General features: G+C 30.0%; 15 protein-coding genes and 1 pseudogene. 7 read left to right on the forward strand and 9 right to left on the reverse strand.

All coding sequences use genetic code 11. From position 1 onward, the window contains the following. Positions 1–103: 103 nt before the first annotated feature. The 4 genes and pseudogenes from LOS86_RS13700 to LOS86_RS08535 all read left to right on the forward strand — a co-directional run. A pseudogene (locus LOS86_RS13700) lies at positions 104–283 on the forward strand (GIY-YIG nuclease family protein); the annotation flags it as partial. Positions 284–417: 134 nt separating this feature from the next. Then, positions 418–600 (forward strand): GIY-YIG nuclease family protein, encoded by a 183-nt coding sequence (locus LOS86_RS08525; protein ID WP_231841682.1) that lies wholly within the window; start codon positions 418–420, stop codon positions 598–600. Between the two features lie 193 nt (positions 601–793). After that, positions 794–2,038, forward strand: coding sequence for a peptidase T (gene pepT, locus LOS86_RS08530; protein WP_231841683.1), 1,245 nt, complete (start codon positions 794–796; stop codon positions 2,036–2,038). Between the two features lie 104 nt (positions 2,039–2,142). Further along, positions 2,143–4,383 carry a M20/M25/M40 family metallo-hydrolase gene (locus LOS86_RS08535; protein WP_231841684.1) on the forward strand — a complete coding sequence of 747 codons (2,241 nt, stop codon included), beginning with the start codon at positions 2,143–2,145 and terminating at the stop codon, positions 4,381–4,383. A 66-nt stretch (positions 4,384–4,449) separates the two neighbouring features. Here the strand turns inward: LOS86_RS08535 and yajC are convergent, their stop codons facing one another. The 4 genes from yajC to LOS86_RS08555 form a co-directional block, all read right to left on the reverse strand. Further along, the gene (gene yajC, locus LOS86_RS08540) at positions 4,450–4,719 is read right to left on the reverse strand and encodes a preprotein translocase subunit YajC (RefSeq protein WP_231841685.1); all 270 of its coding nucleotides are present in this window, start codon (positions 4,717–4,719) and stop codon (positions 4,450–4,452) included. Between the two features lie 26 nt (positions 4,720–4,745). Beyond that, positions 4,746–5,204, reverse strand: coding sequence for a DUF1573 domain-containing protein (locus LOS86_RS08545; RefSeq protein ID WP_231841686.1), 459 nt, complete (start codon positions 5,202–5,204; stop codon positions 4,746–4,748). 11 nt (positions 5,205–5,215) lie between these two features. Then, positions 5,216–6,157, reverse strand: coding sequence for a transcription antitermination factor NusB (nusB, locus tag LOS86_RS08550; protein WP_231841687.1), 942 nt, complete (start codon positions 6,155–6,157; stop codon positions 5,216–5,218). An 83-nt stretch (positions 6,158–6,240) separates the two neighbouring features. Further along, complete coding sequence (locus tag LOS86_RS08555; protein WP_231841688.1) at positions 6,241–7,344, reverse strand: Glu/Leu/Phe/Val dehydrogenase dimerization domain-containing protein; 1,104 nt, start codon at positions 7,342–7,344, stop codon at positions 6,241–6,243. Between the two features lie 192 nt (positions 7,345–7,536). On the opposite strand from LOS86_RS08555, the gene LOS86_RS08560 reads away from it, so the two are divergent. Together LOS86_RS08560 and LOS86_RS08565 are read left to right on the forward strand one after the other, a co-directional pair. Further along, positions 7,537–9,303 carry an ABC transporter ATP-binding protein gene (locus tag LOS86_RS08560; RefSeq protein WP_231841689.1) on the forward strand — a complete coding sequence of 589 codons (1,767 nt, stop codon included), beginning with the start codon at positions 7,537–7,539 and terminating at the stop codon, positions 9,301–9,303. 69 nt (positions 9,304–9,372) lie between these two features. Then, positions 9,373–9,747 carry a PUR family DNA/RNA-binding protein gene (locus tag LOS86_RS08565; protein WP_231841690.1) on the forward strand — a complete coding sequence of 125 codons (375 nt, stop codon included), beginning with the start codon at positions 9,373–9,375 and terminating at the stop codon, positions 9,745–9,747. Between the two features lie 53 nt (positions 9,748–9,800). Here the strand turns inward: LOS86_RS08565 and LOS86_RS08570 are convergent, their stop codons facing one another. From LOS86_RS08570 to trxA, 4 genes are all read right to left on the reverse strand, one after another. Further along, positions 9,801–10,133, reverse strand: a complete 333-nt coding sequence (locus tag LOS86_RS08570; protein WP_231841691.1) for a tRNA-binding protein — start codon at positions 10,131–10,133, stop codon at positions 9,801–9,803. A gap of 68 nt (positions 10,134–10,201) precedes the next feature. Further along, positions 10,202–10,414, reverse strand: coding sequence for a YgaP family membrane protein (locus tag LOS86_RS08575; protein WP_231841692.1), 213 nt, complete (start codon positions 10,412–10,414; stop codon positions 10,202–10,204). A gap of 13 nt (positions 10,415–10,427) precedes the next feature. After that, positions 10,428–10,817, reverse strand: coding sequence for a rhodanese-like domain-containing protein (locus tag LOS86_RS08580; RefSeq protein WP_231841693.1), 390 nt, complete (start codon positions 10,815–10,817; stop codon positions 10,428–10,430). Between the two features lie 40 nt (positions 10,818–10,857). Then, a complete protein-coding gene (gene trxA, locus LOS86_RS08585; RefSeq protein WP_231841694.1) occupies positions 10,858–11,160 on the reverse strand; it encodes a thioredoxin in 303 nt (100 codons plus the stop codon). A 143-nt stretch (positions 11,161–11,303) separates the two neighbouring features. Between trxA and hemN the strand changes: the two genes are divergently transcribed. Then, on the forward strand, positions 11,304–12,668 hold the full coding sequence (gene hemN / locus LOS86_RS08590) for an oxygen-independent coproporphyrinogen III oxidase (RefSeq protein ID WP_231841695.1): 1,365 nt from the start codon (positions 11,304–11,306) through the stop codon (positions 12,666–12,668). 169 nt (positions 12,669–12,837) lie between these two features. Here the strand turns inward: hemN and LOS86_RS08595 are convergent, their stop codons facing one another. Beyond that, the gene (locus LOS86_RS08595; RefSeq protein WP_231841696.1) at positions 12,838–14,664 is read right to left on the reverse strand and encodes a BamA/TamA family outer membrane protein; all 1,827 of its coding nucleotides are present in this window, start codon (positions 14,662–14,664) and stop codon (positions 12,838–12,840) included. Positions 14,665–14,784: the final 120 nt, after the last annotated feature.

A 14,784-nucleotide genomic window follows, 5' to 3' on the forward strand; every position in this document is an offset into this window, starting at 1 on the left:
ATCCTACTTTTAGTAGGATTTTTTTATGCCAAAATTTTAATTATATGCCTTACACAGTCTCACTAGAGATAAATATCACGTTGGCTACACAGCCGATTTAGCTACAAGAATAATTCGTCACAATCAAAAAAGCAAAGGATTTACTGGTTCAACTAACGATTGGATTTTGGTTTACCAAGAAGAATTTAATTCCCAAAGAGAAGCTATTCAAAGAGAAGAACAAATCAAAAACTGGAAAAGTAAAATCAAAATTCTAGAATTAATTCAAAAAAATAGCAATTAGCTCTGTTGGTTCAGAGCATCCCGACTATATCGGGAGGGTCAGGGGTTCGAATCCCTTTCCGAAATTCGGAACAAGTTATTGCCCACTTAAATCCTACTTTTAGTAGGATTTTTTTATACCAAAATTTTAATTATATGCCTTACACAGTTTACATTCTACACAGTCTCACTCGAGATAAATATTACATTGGATACACAGCCGATTTAGCTACAAGAATAATACGTCATAATCAAAAAAGCAGAAGATTTACTGGTTCAACCAACGATTGGATTTTGGTTTACCAAGAAGAATTTAATTCCCAAAGCGAAGATATTTAAAGAGAAAAACAAATCAAAAACTGGAAAAATAAAATCAAAATTCAAGAATTAATTCAAAAAAAAAGCTAATAGCTCTGTTGTTTCAGTGTAAAATAGTAAACTAAAAGTACAAAGAATTTAATCCTGAACTTTTCACAAAAAGCAGATGAATAAAACTTCTTCATTTCTTATATTTGTGTAAAATTTAAAAATCATGCAACATATTATAGATCGTTTTATAAGCTACGTTACTATAGACACCGAATCTGATCCAAACTCAGATACTACTCCAAGTACAAAAAAACAATTAGATCTAGCCAATCTTTTAGTAAAAGAACTAAAATCAATGGGGATGACCGATGTAACTATCGATAAAAATGGTTACGTTATGGCTACTTTAGAAAGTAATGTAAAACACGAAGTTCCTACTATAGGTTTTGTTTCTCACTACGATACTACACCTGATTTTACTGGAGCAAATGTAAAACCACAAATTGTAAAAAATTATGACGGTGGTGATATCATCTTAAATAAAAAACAAAATATTGTTTTATCACCAAGTTATTTCAAAGATTTACTTTTATACAAAGGACAAACTTTAATCACTACCGATGGAACAACTTTATTAGGTGCTGATGACAAAGCCGGAATTACCGAAATTATGTCGGCAATGGAGTACTTAATCCAACATCCAGAAATCAAACACGGAAAAATTAGAGTAGGTTTCACACCTGATGAAGAAATTGGTCGTGGTGCACATAAATTTGATGTAGAAAAATTTGGTTGTGATTGGGCCTATACTATGGATGGAAGTCAAATTGGCGAACTAGAATATGAAAATTTCAATGCAGCTGGAGCTAAAATCACTTTTAAAGGAAAAAGCGTTCACCCAGGATATGCTAAAGGAAAAATGATTAATTCAATGTTGTTAGCCAACCAATTCATTTCTAAATTACCAAAGAAAGAAATTCCTGAAAAAACTAAAGGTTACGAAGGTTTCTTCCACGTTGTTGGAATTTCAGGCAGTATTGAAGAAACAGTGGTTGAATTAATCATTCGCGACCATAGTGCAAAAAAATTCAAAGAACGTAAAGAGTTCATTCATGAATTAGCCAATAAATTCAATAAAAAATGGCAAAAACAATTTGGAGAAGAAATAGTAATTGCCGAAGTTAAAGATCAATACTACAATATGAAAGAAAAGGTAAAACCTGTTTTTCATATCGTAGAAATTGCTGAAAAAGCCATGAAAGAATTAGGTATTAAACCAATCATAAAACCAATTCGAGGAGGAACTGATGGTTGTCAATTATCGTACAAAGGATTACCTTGTCCTAATATTTTTGCTGGAGGTCACAATTTTCATGGAAAATACGAATATGTTCCTGTTGAAAGCATGGTAAAAGCTACTGAAGTAATTGTAAAAATTGCTGAAATTACAGCTACAACTAAAAAATAAATCTATTTCTAAATAGATAACTATTATAAAGACAAGTTATTTACAGCTTGTCTTTTTTCGTATATTCGCAATTCTATTCTAATTCATCATTAATTTAATCAATTATGTTTGAAAAAATAAACCTTAAAAAAGGCTTGACATTCGCCTTAATTTCAACCCTTTCTTTTTTGTCTATTGCACAAGAAAAACACCTTAAAAACATTAAACAGTTAACTTTCGGTGGCGATAATGCAGAAGCTTATTTTAATCCAAAAGGTGATAAATTAACACTTCAAGTAACCAATAAAGCATTTGGAGTTTCATGTGACCAAATCTACATGTTGGATTTACAAGCACGAGAATTCAACGAAAAGAGTTTGCAATTGGTTTCTACCGGAAAAGGAAGAACTACTTGTTCTTTTTATATGCCAGATGGAAAACATATTATTTACGCTTCAACACATGCGGCTGACCATGCTTGTCCTCCTCCTCCAAAACCGATAGATGGAAAATATTTATGGGCAATTTATCCAGAATTCGATATTTACATGGCAGATTTAAAAGGGAATATCGTAAAACAATTAACAAATTCTCCTGGATATGATGCAGAAGCTGTAGTTTCTCCAGACGGAAAGAAAATTGCTTTTACGAGTATTAGAAGTGGCGATTTAGAAATCTATGTAATGGATATCGATGGAAGTAATTTAAAACAAATCACTTCTGGATTAGGATATGATGGAGGTTGTTTCTTTTCGCATGATAGCAAGAAAATTGTATTCCGTTCGTCTCGTCCAAAAACTCCTGAAGCGATTAAAGAATATAAAGATTTGTTGGCACAAAATTTAGTAGCTCCATCTGAAATGGAAATCTACACTTGTAACATAGATGGTTCTGATTTAAAACAAATTACAAATCTTGGAAAAGCTAATTGGGCACCTTACTTCCACCCTTCTGATAAGAAAATTATCTTTTCTTCAAATCATCATTCAACACGTGGATACGATTTTCAATTGTTTATGATTGATATTAACGGTGAAAACTTACAACAAATAACTTGGGAAAGCGAATTTAATGCATTTCCAATGTTTTCACCTGATGGAAAAAAATTGGTATTCTCAAGTAACAGAATGCAAAGCAAACCTAGAGAAACCAATGTATTCATAGCAGATTGGGTTGAAGGAGATGCAGCTGAAATTGCTCAACCAAAATCGCTAAAAAAACACATTAGTTATTTAGCTTCCGATGAATTACAAGGACGTTTAACAGGTTCTGAAGGCGAGAAAAAAGCAGCCGATTACATTGCAAAAGAATTCAAAACTTTAGGATTAAAACCTTATGCTAACAATAGTTATTTCCAAAAATTCAATTACAAAATAAAATTAAATCCTCATGCTACAGATGGTTCTGGTGATAAAGCCAATCACGGAACTAATGTTATTGCATTCTTAGACAATAAAGCTTCTAAAACCATTATTATTGGAGCACATTACGACCATTTAGGATTAAACGAACACAACCATTCTACTAAACCTAATTCACATGGTGAAATTCATAATGGTGCTGATGACAATTCTTCCGGTGTTGCTGGAGTTTTGGAATTAGCTCGTATGCTATCAACAAACAAAACCAAAGAAAATGCAAATTATATTTTTGCTTTATTTTCAGGTGAAGAAGATGGTTTAATTGGTTCAAAACATATGGCAGAAACTTTGAAGTCTTTATATCCAAATGTTGTTACCATGATTAACATGGACATGATTGGACGTTTAAATGCAGATAAAGCTTTGACTGTTGGTGGTGTGGGAACTTCGCCAGAATTTTCGAATATTGTAACTAAAAATAAACCAGCTGGTTTTAATGTAACTTTAGACAATGCAGGACAAGGTCCTTCTGATCATACCTCTTTTTACCTAAAAGATATTCCAGTGTTGTTTTTCTTTACTGGAACTCATATGGATTATCATAAACCAAGTGATGATGAAGATAAAATTAATTATTATGGTGTAAGAAACATCACGGATTATGTATTTAGAGTATGTTCTGAAATTGAAAAGTTAGAAAAAATTGAGTTTACTAAAACAACTATGAATTCAGAAAAAGTTGTTCCAAAATACAAAGTAACTTTAGGAATTATGCCTGATTACACCGATCATGGAGATGGTTTACATATTGATGGTGTTACCGATAATCGTCCAGCTCATGCAGCAGGAATATTAGCGGGTGATATTTTAGTAAAAATTGGTGATTGCGAAATTAAAGAAGTATACGGTTATATGGATTGCTTATCCAAATTAAGTGTTGGTGATGAAAAAGATGTAATCGTAATGCGAAATGGAAAACCTTTAACGCTTAAAGTTAAGTTTTAAAATTTCATATAAAAGAAAAAGCCGAATTTCAAAAAATGAAATTCGGCTTTTTTATTTAAAAAAATCTTATTTTGAAGCTAGTTTAGCACTCATTTCCATTGAAATGGCAGATTTTTCCATTTTAATTTTTCCTGCCATAGTTTCAACTACAACAGTTTCTTCATTCATTTCAGCAATTTTACCGTGAATTCCAGCTTTTGTGATAATTCTATCTCCAACTTTTAAACCGGTTTCAAATGCTTTTTCTTTTTTTGCTCTTTGTTGTTGTGGTCTTATCAATAAAAAATAAAACACAGCAATCATTAATACTAATTGTATTGCTAAACTTGGATTCATATTATATTAATTATGCTGCAAATAAATTATTTAGCAGCTGGTGTTACATTGGCTTTAATTTTGAACATTTCATGTCCGTTTGCGGTATTTGTTTTAAGTGTTACCGTTTTTTCTTGTGATCCTGGTTTTCCTTTAGAATCAAAAGATACTTTTATTGGAGCTGAATCTCCTGGCTTAATTGGATCTTTAGGAGGTTGAGGAACAGTACAACCACAACTTCCTTTAGCTTCATGAATAATTAAATCAGAATCGCCAACATTTTTAACCATAAATTCAGTTTCAACTATGGCACCTTCTGCTATTGTTCCAAAATCGTGTACTTCTTTATCGAATTCAACTTTTGCTAATCTTCCTGCGATTGCATTTTGTTCTTGAATTGCTTTCATGTCAGCCTCTGTAATTATATCAGCAGCACTTTCTTGTTTGCAAGATGTTGCCATAAATACAAATGAAACTAACATTAAATTAATTGATTTTCTAATCATATCCTTAATTTTTATAATAAACCTCTACCTGATTTTTTTAATTTACCGTTTTGAGTAAATTCTTTTACCAAATTGTCTAAAATTCCGTTGATAAAAATACTACTTTTTGGTGTAGAATATTCTTTTGCAATTTCTAAATATTCGTTAATTGTTACTTTAGCCGGAATAGATGGAAATTTCAACAACTCACAAATTGCCATTTTTAAAATAATAGTATCAATTTCTGCAATACGTTCAACATCCCAATTAGGTGTTTTATCAATATATTCCTTAGATAACTCTAATTCGTTTAAAACAGTTTTTCGAAACAAATTCTTAACAAATTCCTTATCATCTTCGTCTTTATATACTTTAGGAACACTAAAGAAGTCTTCTTCTCCTTTCAACTGTTTCAATTGTTTTACTATCAATGTATTAATTGAAGGTAAATCATCTAACCAAGTTAATTTATAATCTTCTAAATAATCATATAAACGATCGCTTGGTGCAATTACTTCTGTATACAAATCAATTAGGAATTTTTTATCATCTTCAAAACTCCCTTCAGGTTTTTGCATATATTCTTGATACATTTCACTTTCTTTAATTGTATCAATTAATGATAATATAATATCATCATTTAATTTCCAATTGTTGATGTGATTATCTTGAATAGCTTCATTCAAAGTTTCTGATTCTGATAATAAAACCAAAACTTTATTCTTAATAAATTTAAAATTTGGATTTCGTTCTTCTTTAGTAGCTAAGTGTTTTTTTGAAGCTAAATCGATATATTCTTCTTCTTTATTTTTGATTTCAATAAGGGCTGAAAGCAATAAAAGATATAAGTTTTGAGTATTTTCGATACTTTGATAAAGAAATTTTTCTTCTTTATCTAGATTATCAGATTGATGTTGGTGCATAGCATAAATACTTTGCATTACTTTTACACGAATATGTCTTCTGTTTAACATACTAATTAAGAACTTTATAAAATTAAGAGAGCGAAAAAGTTACCTTTTTCGCTCTGCAAAAATACAATATTATTTAAAACGAATTACTTCTTTAATTCATTTTTTGCATCATCAATTCTTTTTTGTGCAATTGAAAAAGCAGCTTGATGTGTAGTGATGTTATTATCATCTGCAAATTTGAAAATTTCTAACGCAGTATTGTAGATATTTTCTGTTTTTTCCATAACCTGAGCATTAGACCATTTTACTAATTCAGAATACACATTAATTACTCCACCAGCATTAATTAAGAAATCGGGAGCATATAAAATTCCTTTTTCTTTTAATAATTTTCCGTGAACCGATTCATTTGCTAATTGGTTATTAGCCGCACCAGCAATAATTGAAGCTTTGATATTGTTTATAGTAGCATCATTAATTGTTGCTCCTAAAGCACATGGTGCATAAATATCTACATCGGCACTATACAAATCTGAACCTGTAAAAATTTTAGCTCCGTATTTTGCTCCTACTTGGTGAACTCTATCTTCGTTGATATCGGTAATAGTAACGATTGCACCACTTTCTGTTAAGTGTTGAACCAATACTTCACCTACGTGACCAATTCCTTGTACTAAAACACTTTTACCTTCTAAATTATCAGAACCGAATTTGTATTTAGCAGCTGCTTTCATTCCCATGAAAACACCGTAAGCAGTAACAGGAGAAGGATTTCCAGAACCACCTCTATCAACAGAAATTCCAGCAACGTGTTTTGTTACTTCGTTAACAGTATCCATATCTTTAGTTTCCATTCCTACATCTTCTGCAGTGATGTATTTTCCAGATAATGAATCTACAAATTGTCCAAAACGACGCATTAATTCAGGTGATTTTTGAGTTTTAGCATCGCCAATAATTACGGCTTTTCCTCCACCTAAATTCAATCCTGAAATAGAATTTTTATAGGTCATTCCTCTTGATAAACGTAAAACATCATTCAATGCTTCCCATTCGTTAGTATAATTCCACATTCTAGTTCCTCCTAAAGCAGGTCCTAAAACTGTGTTATGAATTCCAATAATTGCTTTTAATCCTGTATCTTTGTCGTGACAAAATACAACTTGTTCATGACCATCAAAAGATACCTGACCAAAAACTGGATCTACTTTATGAAGCTCATTTGCTTTTAATAATTCTGTTGTCATGCGATTTGAGTTGGTTGAAAATTATTCAATATTTAATTACAATATTACGAATAATTTTAAAATGATTCAAAAAATTATATTTATTTTAATAATTTAGCAATAAAATGCTGTAAAATACGATAATCATTCATTATCAATTGATTACCTTTTTAATGAATTTGATGTAGAAATGTTATCGCACTTAAGAATACTATGAAAGAATTACAATATTTAAACAAATACTTTGTCAAATATAAATATCGTTTCCTACTTGGAATAGTTATCACCATTGTTGCACAAATCTTTTCATTATTCACTCCTGAGTTAATAGGAAACTCTATAAAAGTAATTGAAGATTATGTAAAAAGTCCTGATGGTGATCTACTTAGTTTCCAAAAATCATTATTTCACAATATTCTATTGATTTTAGGAACAACTATTATTGCTGGATTTTTCACTTTCTTAATGCGTCAAACTTTAATTGTTATGTCGCGCCATGTAGAATTTGATTTGAAAAATGAAATATTCAATCACTATCAGACCTTAACCCAAAGTTTCTACAAACGCAATCGCACTGGAGATTTAATGAATCGTATTAGTGAAGATGTTGGAAAAGTAAGAATGTATGTAGGCCCAGCCGTTATGTATTCTTTAAATACGTTAATGCGTTTTACTATTGTGGTGATATACATGTACAACATTTCCCCAAAACTAACTTTGTACTCATTATTACCATTACCTCTTTTATCGTACAGTATTTTCAAAATCAGCTCCATGATTCATAAAAGAAGTGGCGAGTTTCAAAAGAATTTATCTACGTTATCTTCATTTACTCAAGAAATTTTCTCTGGAATTCGAGTTATTAAGGCTTATGCTATTGAAAATAAAAAACAACAAGAATTTACTAATTTAAGCAATGAAAGTAAAGTTAAAGCCATGAATTTAGCCAAAGTAAATTCGCTTTTTGGCCCATTAATGATTTTACTTATTGGATTAAGTAACTTAGTTGTAGTATATGTTGGAGGTTCTATGTATATCAATCATGATCCTGAAATTGGGAGTATTGGGGTAATTGCCCAATTTATTTTATACATCAATATGTTGACTTGGCCTGTGGCATCTTTGGGTTGGGTTTCTTCATTAGTACAAGAAGCAGAAGCTTCACAAAAACGAATTAATGAATTCTTAAAAGAAGAGCCCGAAATTAAAAATACAGTTAATCAACCTACTTCTATTGAAGGTTCAATTACGTTTGATAAGGTTACTTTTGAATACGAAGACACCAAAATTAAAGCCTTAGACGAAATTTCATTTGAAGTTAAAAAAGGAAAAACATTGGCTATTTTAGGAAAAACAGGTTCTGGAAAATCGACACTTTTAACCTTAATTAGTCGTTTGTATGATACGACTTCAGGCACAGTTTATATTGATAATAAAGAGATCAAAAATTTAAATTTATTTGACTTACGAAATCAAATCAGTGTTGTTCCCCAAGATGCTTTCTTGTTTTCGGATAGTATCAAAAACAACATCAAATTTGGAAATGAAAATGCGACTGAGGAGGAAGTAATGGAAGCAGCTAAAAAAGCCGTAGTTCATGACAATATTATGAATTTCAACCAGCAATATGAAACGATTTTGGGTGAACGAGGTATTACTTTGTCGGGTGGACAAAAGCAACGTGTTTCTATTGCTCGTGCCTTAATAAAAAACGCACCAATATTGTTATTAGACGATTGTTTAAGCGCTGTGGATACTGAAACAGAAGAAACCATTTTGAATAATTTATTAGACTATTGCAAAGACAAAACGACAATAATTGTGAGTCACCGTGTTTCATCTGCAAAAAATGCAGATTGGATTATTATTTTGGAAGAAGGAAAAATAAAAGAGCAAGGCACTCATTCTCAACTACTAGACCATGATGGTTATTACAAAGAGTTATACTTAAAACAACTTTCAGAAAAAGAAATTGACTAAAATTTTGTTTTATCCGATTTTTTTTAGATTTTTGAGACGCTATAACACTAATTAATTGACAGTAGGATTATGAGAGAAAATGACATGTTAGAAAAAGAAGATATTTTTTCTAAAGTATTGCGAGCAGGAAGAAGAACGTATTTCTTTGATGTAAGAGCAACAAAAGCAGATGATTACTACATTACTATTACAGAAAGTAAAAAATTTACTGAAGAAGATGGTTCATTTCACTTTAAAAAACACAAAATTTATTTGTACAAAGAAGATTTCGCTGCATTCCGTGAAATTTTAGACGAAATGACTGATTTTGTTTTAGATCAAAAAGGTGAAGAAGTAATTTCTGAAAGACACCAAAAAGATTTCAAAAGAGAATCGTACAACGAAGTTAATGATGAAGTAAAATCAGCTGAAAGTTTTACAAATATTGATTTTGACGATATTTAATCGGAAAGAAAAAATATAAATCCCAAACTCATTTTTAGAATTTGGGATTTTTTTTATCCTATCCGCAACCCATTTTCAACAGGTATATCAGAAGTTAATAAAACAATATCGTTCTTATCGCCTACTGATCCTAACACTAAACATTCGCTCATAAAATCCGCAATTTGCTTTTTTGGAAAGTTGACAACAGCCACTATTTGTTTTCCTAATAAATCTTCTTTTGAATATCGCTTAGTAATTTGTGCGGATGATTTTTTAATTCCTAAATCTGAACCAAAATCAATTGTTAATTGATATGCAGGTTTATTTGCTTTAGGAAAATCATTAACTTCTACAATAGTTCCAATTCGCATTTCTACCTTTTCAAAGTCTTGCCATGTAATCATATTCTTAAAATAAAAAAAGTATAATTCACAAAAGTAAATTATACTTTACAATACTATTTATTACTAAATTATTTTTTCTCTTTTATTTTACAAGTATTAATACCTAACAAAGTATATAGTGGACAAAATTGAATTGATGCTGTAAGAATCATAATAGCTCCAACACCAAATACAACCCATTTTAAAGTGCCTTCTAATAGTCCTGAAAGTCCAAAAATCAGAGCAATAACTCCAATCATAACTCGTAAAAAACGATCACCAGTACCAATATTTTTTTTCATAATTAGCCATTTATTATTTTACTATAGGTTTGTTTTCACTATTCCAATTGATAATTCCGCCTTCTAAATCCGAAATATTCTTAAATCCTAATTCATTTAATCTTGAAGAGGCTTTTGCACTTCTTCCTCCTGCTTTACAATAAACCATTACCGGTTTTTCTTTATCTAAAGCTGTTATTTTGGTATCAAAATCATCTGCAGTAATATCAATATTAATAGCATTCTCTAAATGCCCTTCAGCAAATTCTTCCGGAGTTCTAACATCAACTATTTGAACATCAGGTTGTGTCATTTTTTTCTCGTATTTAGACACATCCAATACTTGAACACCTTCAACTTGATTCTTTAAACAAGAAGTAACTCCTATTAAAAGCAATACTAAACTTAATACTTTTATCTTCATTCTTTTCTAATTATTTGGTTTTGAATATAAATTTAAAAAATTAATTTAAATGATTACTAATTATTGATGTTAAATCTCTAACACTTAACACCCCCGATTGACGCCATAACATTTTACCGGTTTTAAATAACATTAAAGTAGGAACACCTCTAACCATAAAATGAGAAGCCAAATCTTGGTGTTGGTCCACATTAACTTTAATTATTTTAACTCCTTCTTTTAAATTTGCTTTTACTTCTTGCAATATTGGTGACATCATTTTACAAGGTCCGCACCAATCAGCATAGAAATCTACTAAAACCAAATCGTTACTATTAATAATATCATTAAATTTTGCATTCATAATTTTATCTATTTTGTTATTCAAAGGTACAATTTGAAAAAGCTATTTTATGTAATATATGTTACACAAACGTAATATGATAATTATCATTTTTTTTTGTTCCAAAGCAGTATAAGTTTGTATGGTGCTAAAATTCTATACCAATGTCAGTCTCAATAGTCCAAAAATATAACGTTCCAGGACCACGCTATACAAGTTATCCTACTGTTCCTTACTGGGAGGAAGATAAATTTCATTTAGATGATTGGAAAAATACTCTTTTACAATCTTTTAAAGAAACTAATAATACAGAAGGTATTAGCTTATACATTCACCTTCCGTTTTGTGAAAGTTTATGTACTTTTTGTGGCTGTAACAAACGTATAACCAAAAGACATGAAGTTGAAGATCCTTATATTACAGCAGTAATTAAGGAATGGAAACTCTATTGCGACATTTTTCCTAGAAAACCTATAATCAAAGAAATTCACTTGGGAGGTGGTACACCTACATTTTTTTCACCTGAAAATTTAGAACGACTTATCAATGGAATTTTTCAATATGCAAATAAAGCAGATGAACACGAATTTAGTTTTGAAGGTCATCCCAATAATACAACAAAACAACACCTACAAAAATTATACGATTTAGGATTTAGAAGAGTTAGTTTTGGCGTACAAGATTATTCGCCTCAAGTGCAAGAAGCCATTCATAGAATCCAACCTTTTCATAATGTAGCTAAAGTAACTTTTTGGGCTAAAGAAATAGGTTATACTTCGATTGGACATGATTTAATTTTTGGTTTACCATTCCAAACATTAGAAGATGTAAAAGATACTATTGATAAAACTAAATCCCTATTTCCAGATCGTTTAGCTTTTTATAGTTATGCACATGTTCCTTGGATAAAAGGTAATGGACAACGTGGATTCAAAGATGAAGACTTACCAAAAGATGATGAAAAACGTAAATTGTATGAAGAAGGTAAAAAACAGTTAGCTCAAAATGGATATCATGAAATAGGAATGGATCATTTTGCCCTAGAAAATGATAGCATGTATAATTCTTTTAAAATAGGAACTTTACATCGTAATTTTATGGGATATACTGCTTCTAAAACCCAATTAATGATTGGATTAGGAGTTTCTTCCATTAGCGATAGTTGGTACAGTTTTGCACAAAATGAAAAAACAATTGAAGATTACTACACTCATTTAGAAGAAAATCAATTACCTATTTTTAGAGGTCATGTACTAACAGAAGAAGATTTAATTATTAGAAGACATATATTAAATTTAATGTGCCAATTTTCAACTTCTTGGAATGATAAAACTTTGTATTTTAATGAATTGCCAAAAGTTTTAGAAAGCTTAGAAGAAATGAAAGAAGATGGACTTGTCAACATTCAAGAAAATACAATTTCAGTCACAGAAAAAGGAAAACCATTTGTACGTAATATTTGTATGGCATTCGATTTAAGATTAATCCGAAAAGCTCCAGAAACTAAACTATTTTCAATGACGATTTAAGTTCAACATGAAACTTAAAACAAAAATTAAAACATATAAGTCATCTAAAGAAAAATAAGTAAATCGTTAAATTCAATCAAGGCCATAAAAGATTTTAAAGATTACTCACATTTTTTAAATCTGTATTCCAAAAACTTGAAACTTGAAACCTGAAACCTGAAACTAAAAACTATTCATAACGAATATATCCTGGCTTAGACAATTGGAAATCATATAGGGATAAATTCGTATTTTCAAATGAATTAAATTTATTTATGTTATCACCTTCAAAAGGAATAGTTGGATAATATGAAAAAGAAATTTGGAAACTATTAAATACCAAAAAGTCATTATTAATTAAGGCACCAATACTAAATTTCGAATACACTTTACTTAAAAACAAAGCTTTTTCATTAGCTAAAGAACCTAAAGTCATATTAAAATAAGGACTAAATCGGAATCCATACCAACTTCCAGGTATGTAAGATTGTGTTTGAAATGAAAGTGTCCATTTTTGAGTACCACTTAATCGATTGTCAAAACCTTCTAAACCATCTCCACTTAGTAAATTTAATCTATCTTTAAAAGAGGCATCACGATTATTTCCCCAAGTATAAGTAGGTTTTATAAACTGTCTAAATCGCCATTTACCCCAATTTAGTAAAGGGCTAAAATAATTAACTCCTGCTTTAAAAGTTGTTTGCTCCGTAAATCCACTATTGTAAAAACTACCCCACTCGGCAAAACCACTTGCATATCCAAATGAGCATTTTTTACCATAAGAAAAACTTAAACCTGAATACATTCGGGTTGTACTATTCTTTTCCTGATGTCCAATGATAAAAGCGATATTTTTTCCATACGGAATATCTTCAGTAATATTGTAATTGAAAACAAAGGTATCTTGATAGAACTTTTGTTTAGAAATACCAATCATCCCAATCCAATTTTTTTCATTTGAAAAATAAAACGAAGGATCTGAAATTGGACCTGGTAATTTTTGAAACTTTTTTTGATTGTATGTTAATGCTAAAATTAAATTGGTATAATGACGCTCTGGATTTGACTTTGAATTAATTTTAAAAGCTCTTCCATACCAATATTCTTGAAAATCAAAAGAATATTTTTCTAATGAAAAAATATCCAATACTGGAAAAAGTTCAGTTTGCAATCGGTTTTCAAAATAAAATCCACCCGCATTCTTTGTAATTACAGAATAGAATGGTCTGTTTAAATTAATACTTCGTCTGCTATCATTGTTATAATCATTCGCATAATTAAGATCCAATCGAATGTACGTATTTTTTATGTTATTTATGGAGTATTGCGCATAAGTTGCTCTTTCCTTAGTTTCAAAACGATTTTTTATATTACCACTTATCAAATGTCCAAATCCTAAAATATTACGCTCTGTTAATTTTATACTGCTTTCAGAAGAAGACAAACTACCAGTAGGTATTAACGTCCAAGAATCCAATACGCGAACTTTAACATCTATAGAATCATTACTATTTTCAATTGCAACTGGAGTAATAATAACTTCACGAACAAAACGTTGGCTACGAATTAAACGTTCAGATTCTTTTAGTAATAACGAATCACATTTACTGTTTTTCTTAAAAAGCAACAGATTTCGTATGGTATGATTTTTGGTTTTGATATGAGTAAAATTACCAAATTTTTCAATGGAATTTTTTGGTTTTTTTGTCTCATTAGTAACTGAATAACCGAAAGGATCTAAAGTTTCTATATAGATATTCCGAATAACTTTTCCATTGGTTTTGTTGGTAATATGAGGCGCAACTTTAGGTTTTGTCTCAGGAATAAAATTTTCAACCTTTAAGGCAGATGAACGAAATAATAATTTGTAAATAAACTTGTTAAATTTACTTTTTTTAGATAACTCATGAATATCATAATAAATAGTTGTTGTACTATCTGATTCTTTAGTTTGTGCATGCAAACACTTACTATTCAAACAAATAATTAAAACAAAAACTATTAACTTAAATTTCATTAAAAAACGAGCAATTTTAAATTTAGCGTAAAGTAAGTAATTTTTAAATAATACAACGAAATTCATTAAAAAATCAATATAAAAACTTTGCGTACCTTTGCAAATAATTTTATTTACGCA

Origin of the sequence: Flavobacterium cyclinae, from assembly GCF_021172145.1 — a bacterium.
Classification (GTDB): Bacteria; Bacteroidota; Bacteroidia; order Flavobacteriales; family Flavobacteriaceae; genus Flavobacterium; species Flavobacterium cyclinae.

Excerpts from the sequence above, each read along its gene's own strand:
- LOS86_RS08535 (WP_231841684.1), top strand. The coding sequence starts at position 2,143 with ATGTTTGAAAAAATAAACCTTAAAAAAGGCTTGACATTCGCCTTAATT.
- LOS86_RS08570 (WP_231841691.1), bottom strand. The coding sequence starts at position 10,133 with ATGATTACATGGCAAGACTTTGAAAAGGTAGAAATGCGAATTGGAACT.
- LOS86_RS08575 (WP_231841692.1), bottom strand. The coding sequence starts at position 10,414 with ATGAAAAAAAATATTGGTACTGGTGATCGTTTTTTACGAGTTATGATT.
- pepT (WP_231841683.1), top strand. The coding sequence starts at position 794 with ATGCAACATATTATAGATCGTTTTATAAGCTACGTTACTATAGACACC.
- LOS86_RS08595 (WP_231841696.1), bottom strand. The coding sequence starts at position 14,664 with ATGAAATTTAAGTTAATAGTTTTTGTTTTAATTATTTGTTTGAATAGT.
- LOS86_RS08565 (WP_231841690.1), top strand. The coding sequence starts at position 9,373 with ATGAGAGAAAATGACATGTTAGAAAAAGAAGATATTTTTTCTAAAGTA.
- LOS86_RS08555 (WP_231841688.1), bottom strand. The coding sequence starts at position 7,344 with ATGACAACAGAATTATTAAAAGCAAATGAGCTTCATAAAGTAGATCCA.
- LOS86_RS08545 (WP_231841686.1), bottom strand. The coding sequence starts at position 5,204 with ATGATTAGAAAATCAATTAATTTAATGTTAGTTTCATTTGTATTTATG.
- LOS86_RS08560 (WP_231841689.1), top strand. The coding sequence starts at position 7,537 with ATGAAAGAATTACAATATTTAAACAAATACTTTGTCAAATATAAATAT.
- LOS86_RS08580 (WP_231841693.1), bottom strand. The coding sequence starts at position 10,817 with ATGAAGATAAAAGTATTAAGTTTAGTATTGCTTTTAATAGGAGTTACT.
- LOS86_RS08525 (WP_231841682.1), top strand. The coding sequence starts at position 418 with ATGCCTTACACAGTTTACATTCTACACAGTCTCACTCGAGATAAATAT.
- hemN (WP_231841695.1), top strand. The coding sequence starts at position 11,304 with ATGTCAGTCTCAATAGTCCAAAAATATAACGTTCCAGGACCACGCTAT.
- yajC (WP_231841685.1), bottom strand. The coding sequence starts at position 4,719 with ATGAATCCAAGTTTAGCAATACAATTAGTATTAATGATTGCTGTGTTT.
- nusB (WP_231841687.1), bottom strand. The coding sequence starts at position 6,157 with ATGTTAAACAGAAGACATATTCGTGTAAAAGTAATGCAAAGTATTTAT.
- trxA (WP_231841694.1), bottom strand. The coding sequence starts at position 11,160 with ATGAATGCAAAATTTAATGATATTATTAATAGTAACGATTTGGTTTTA.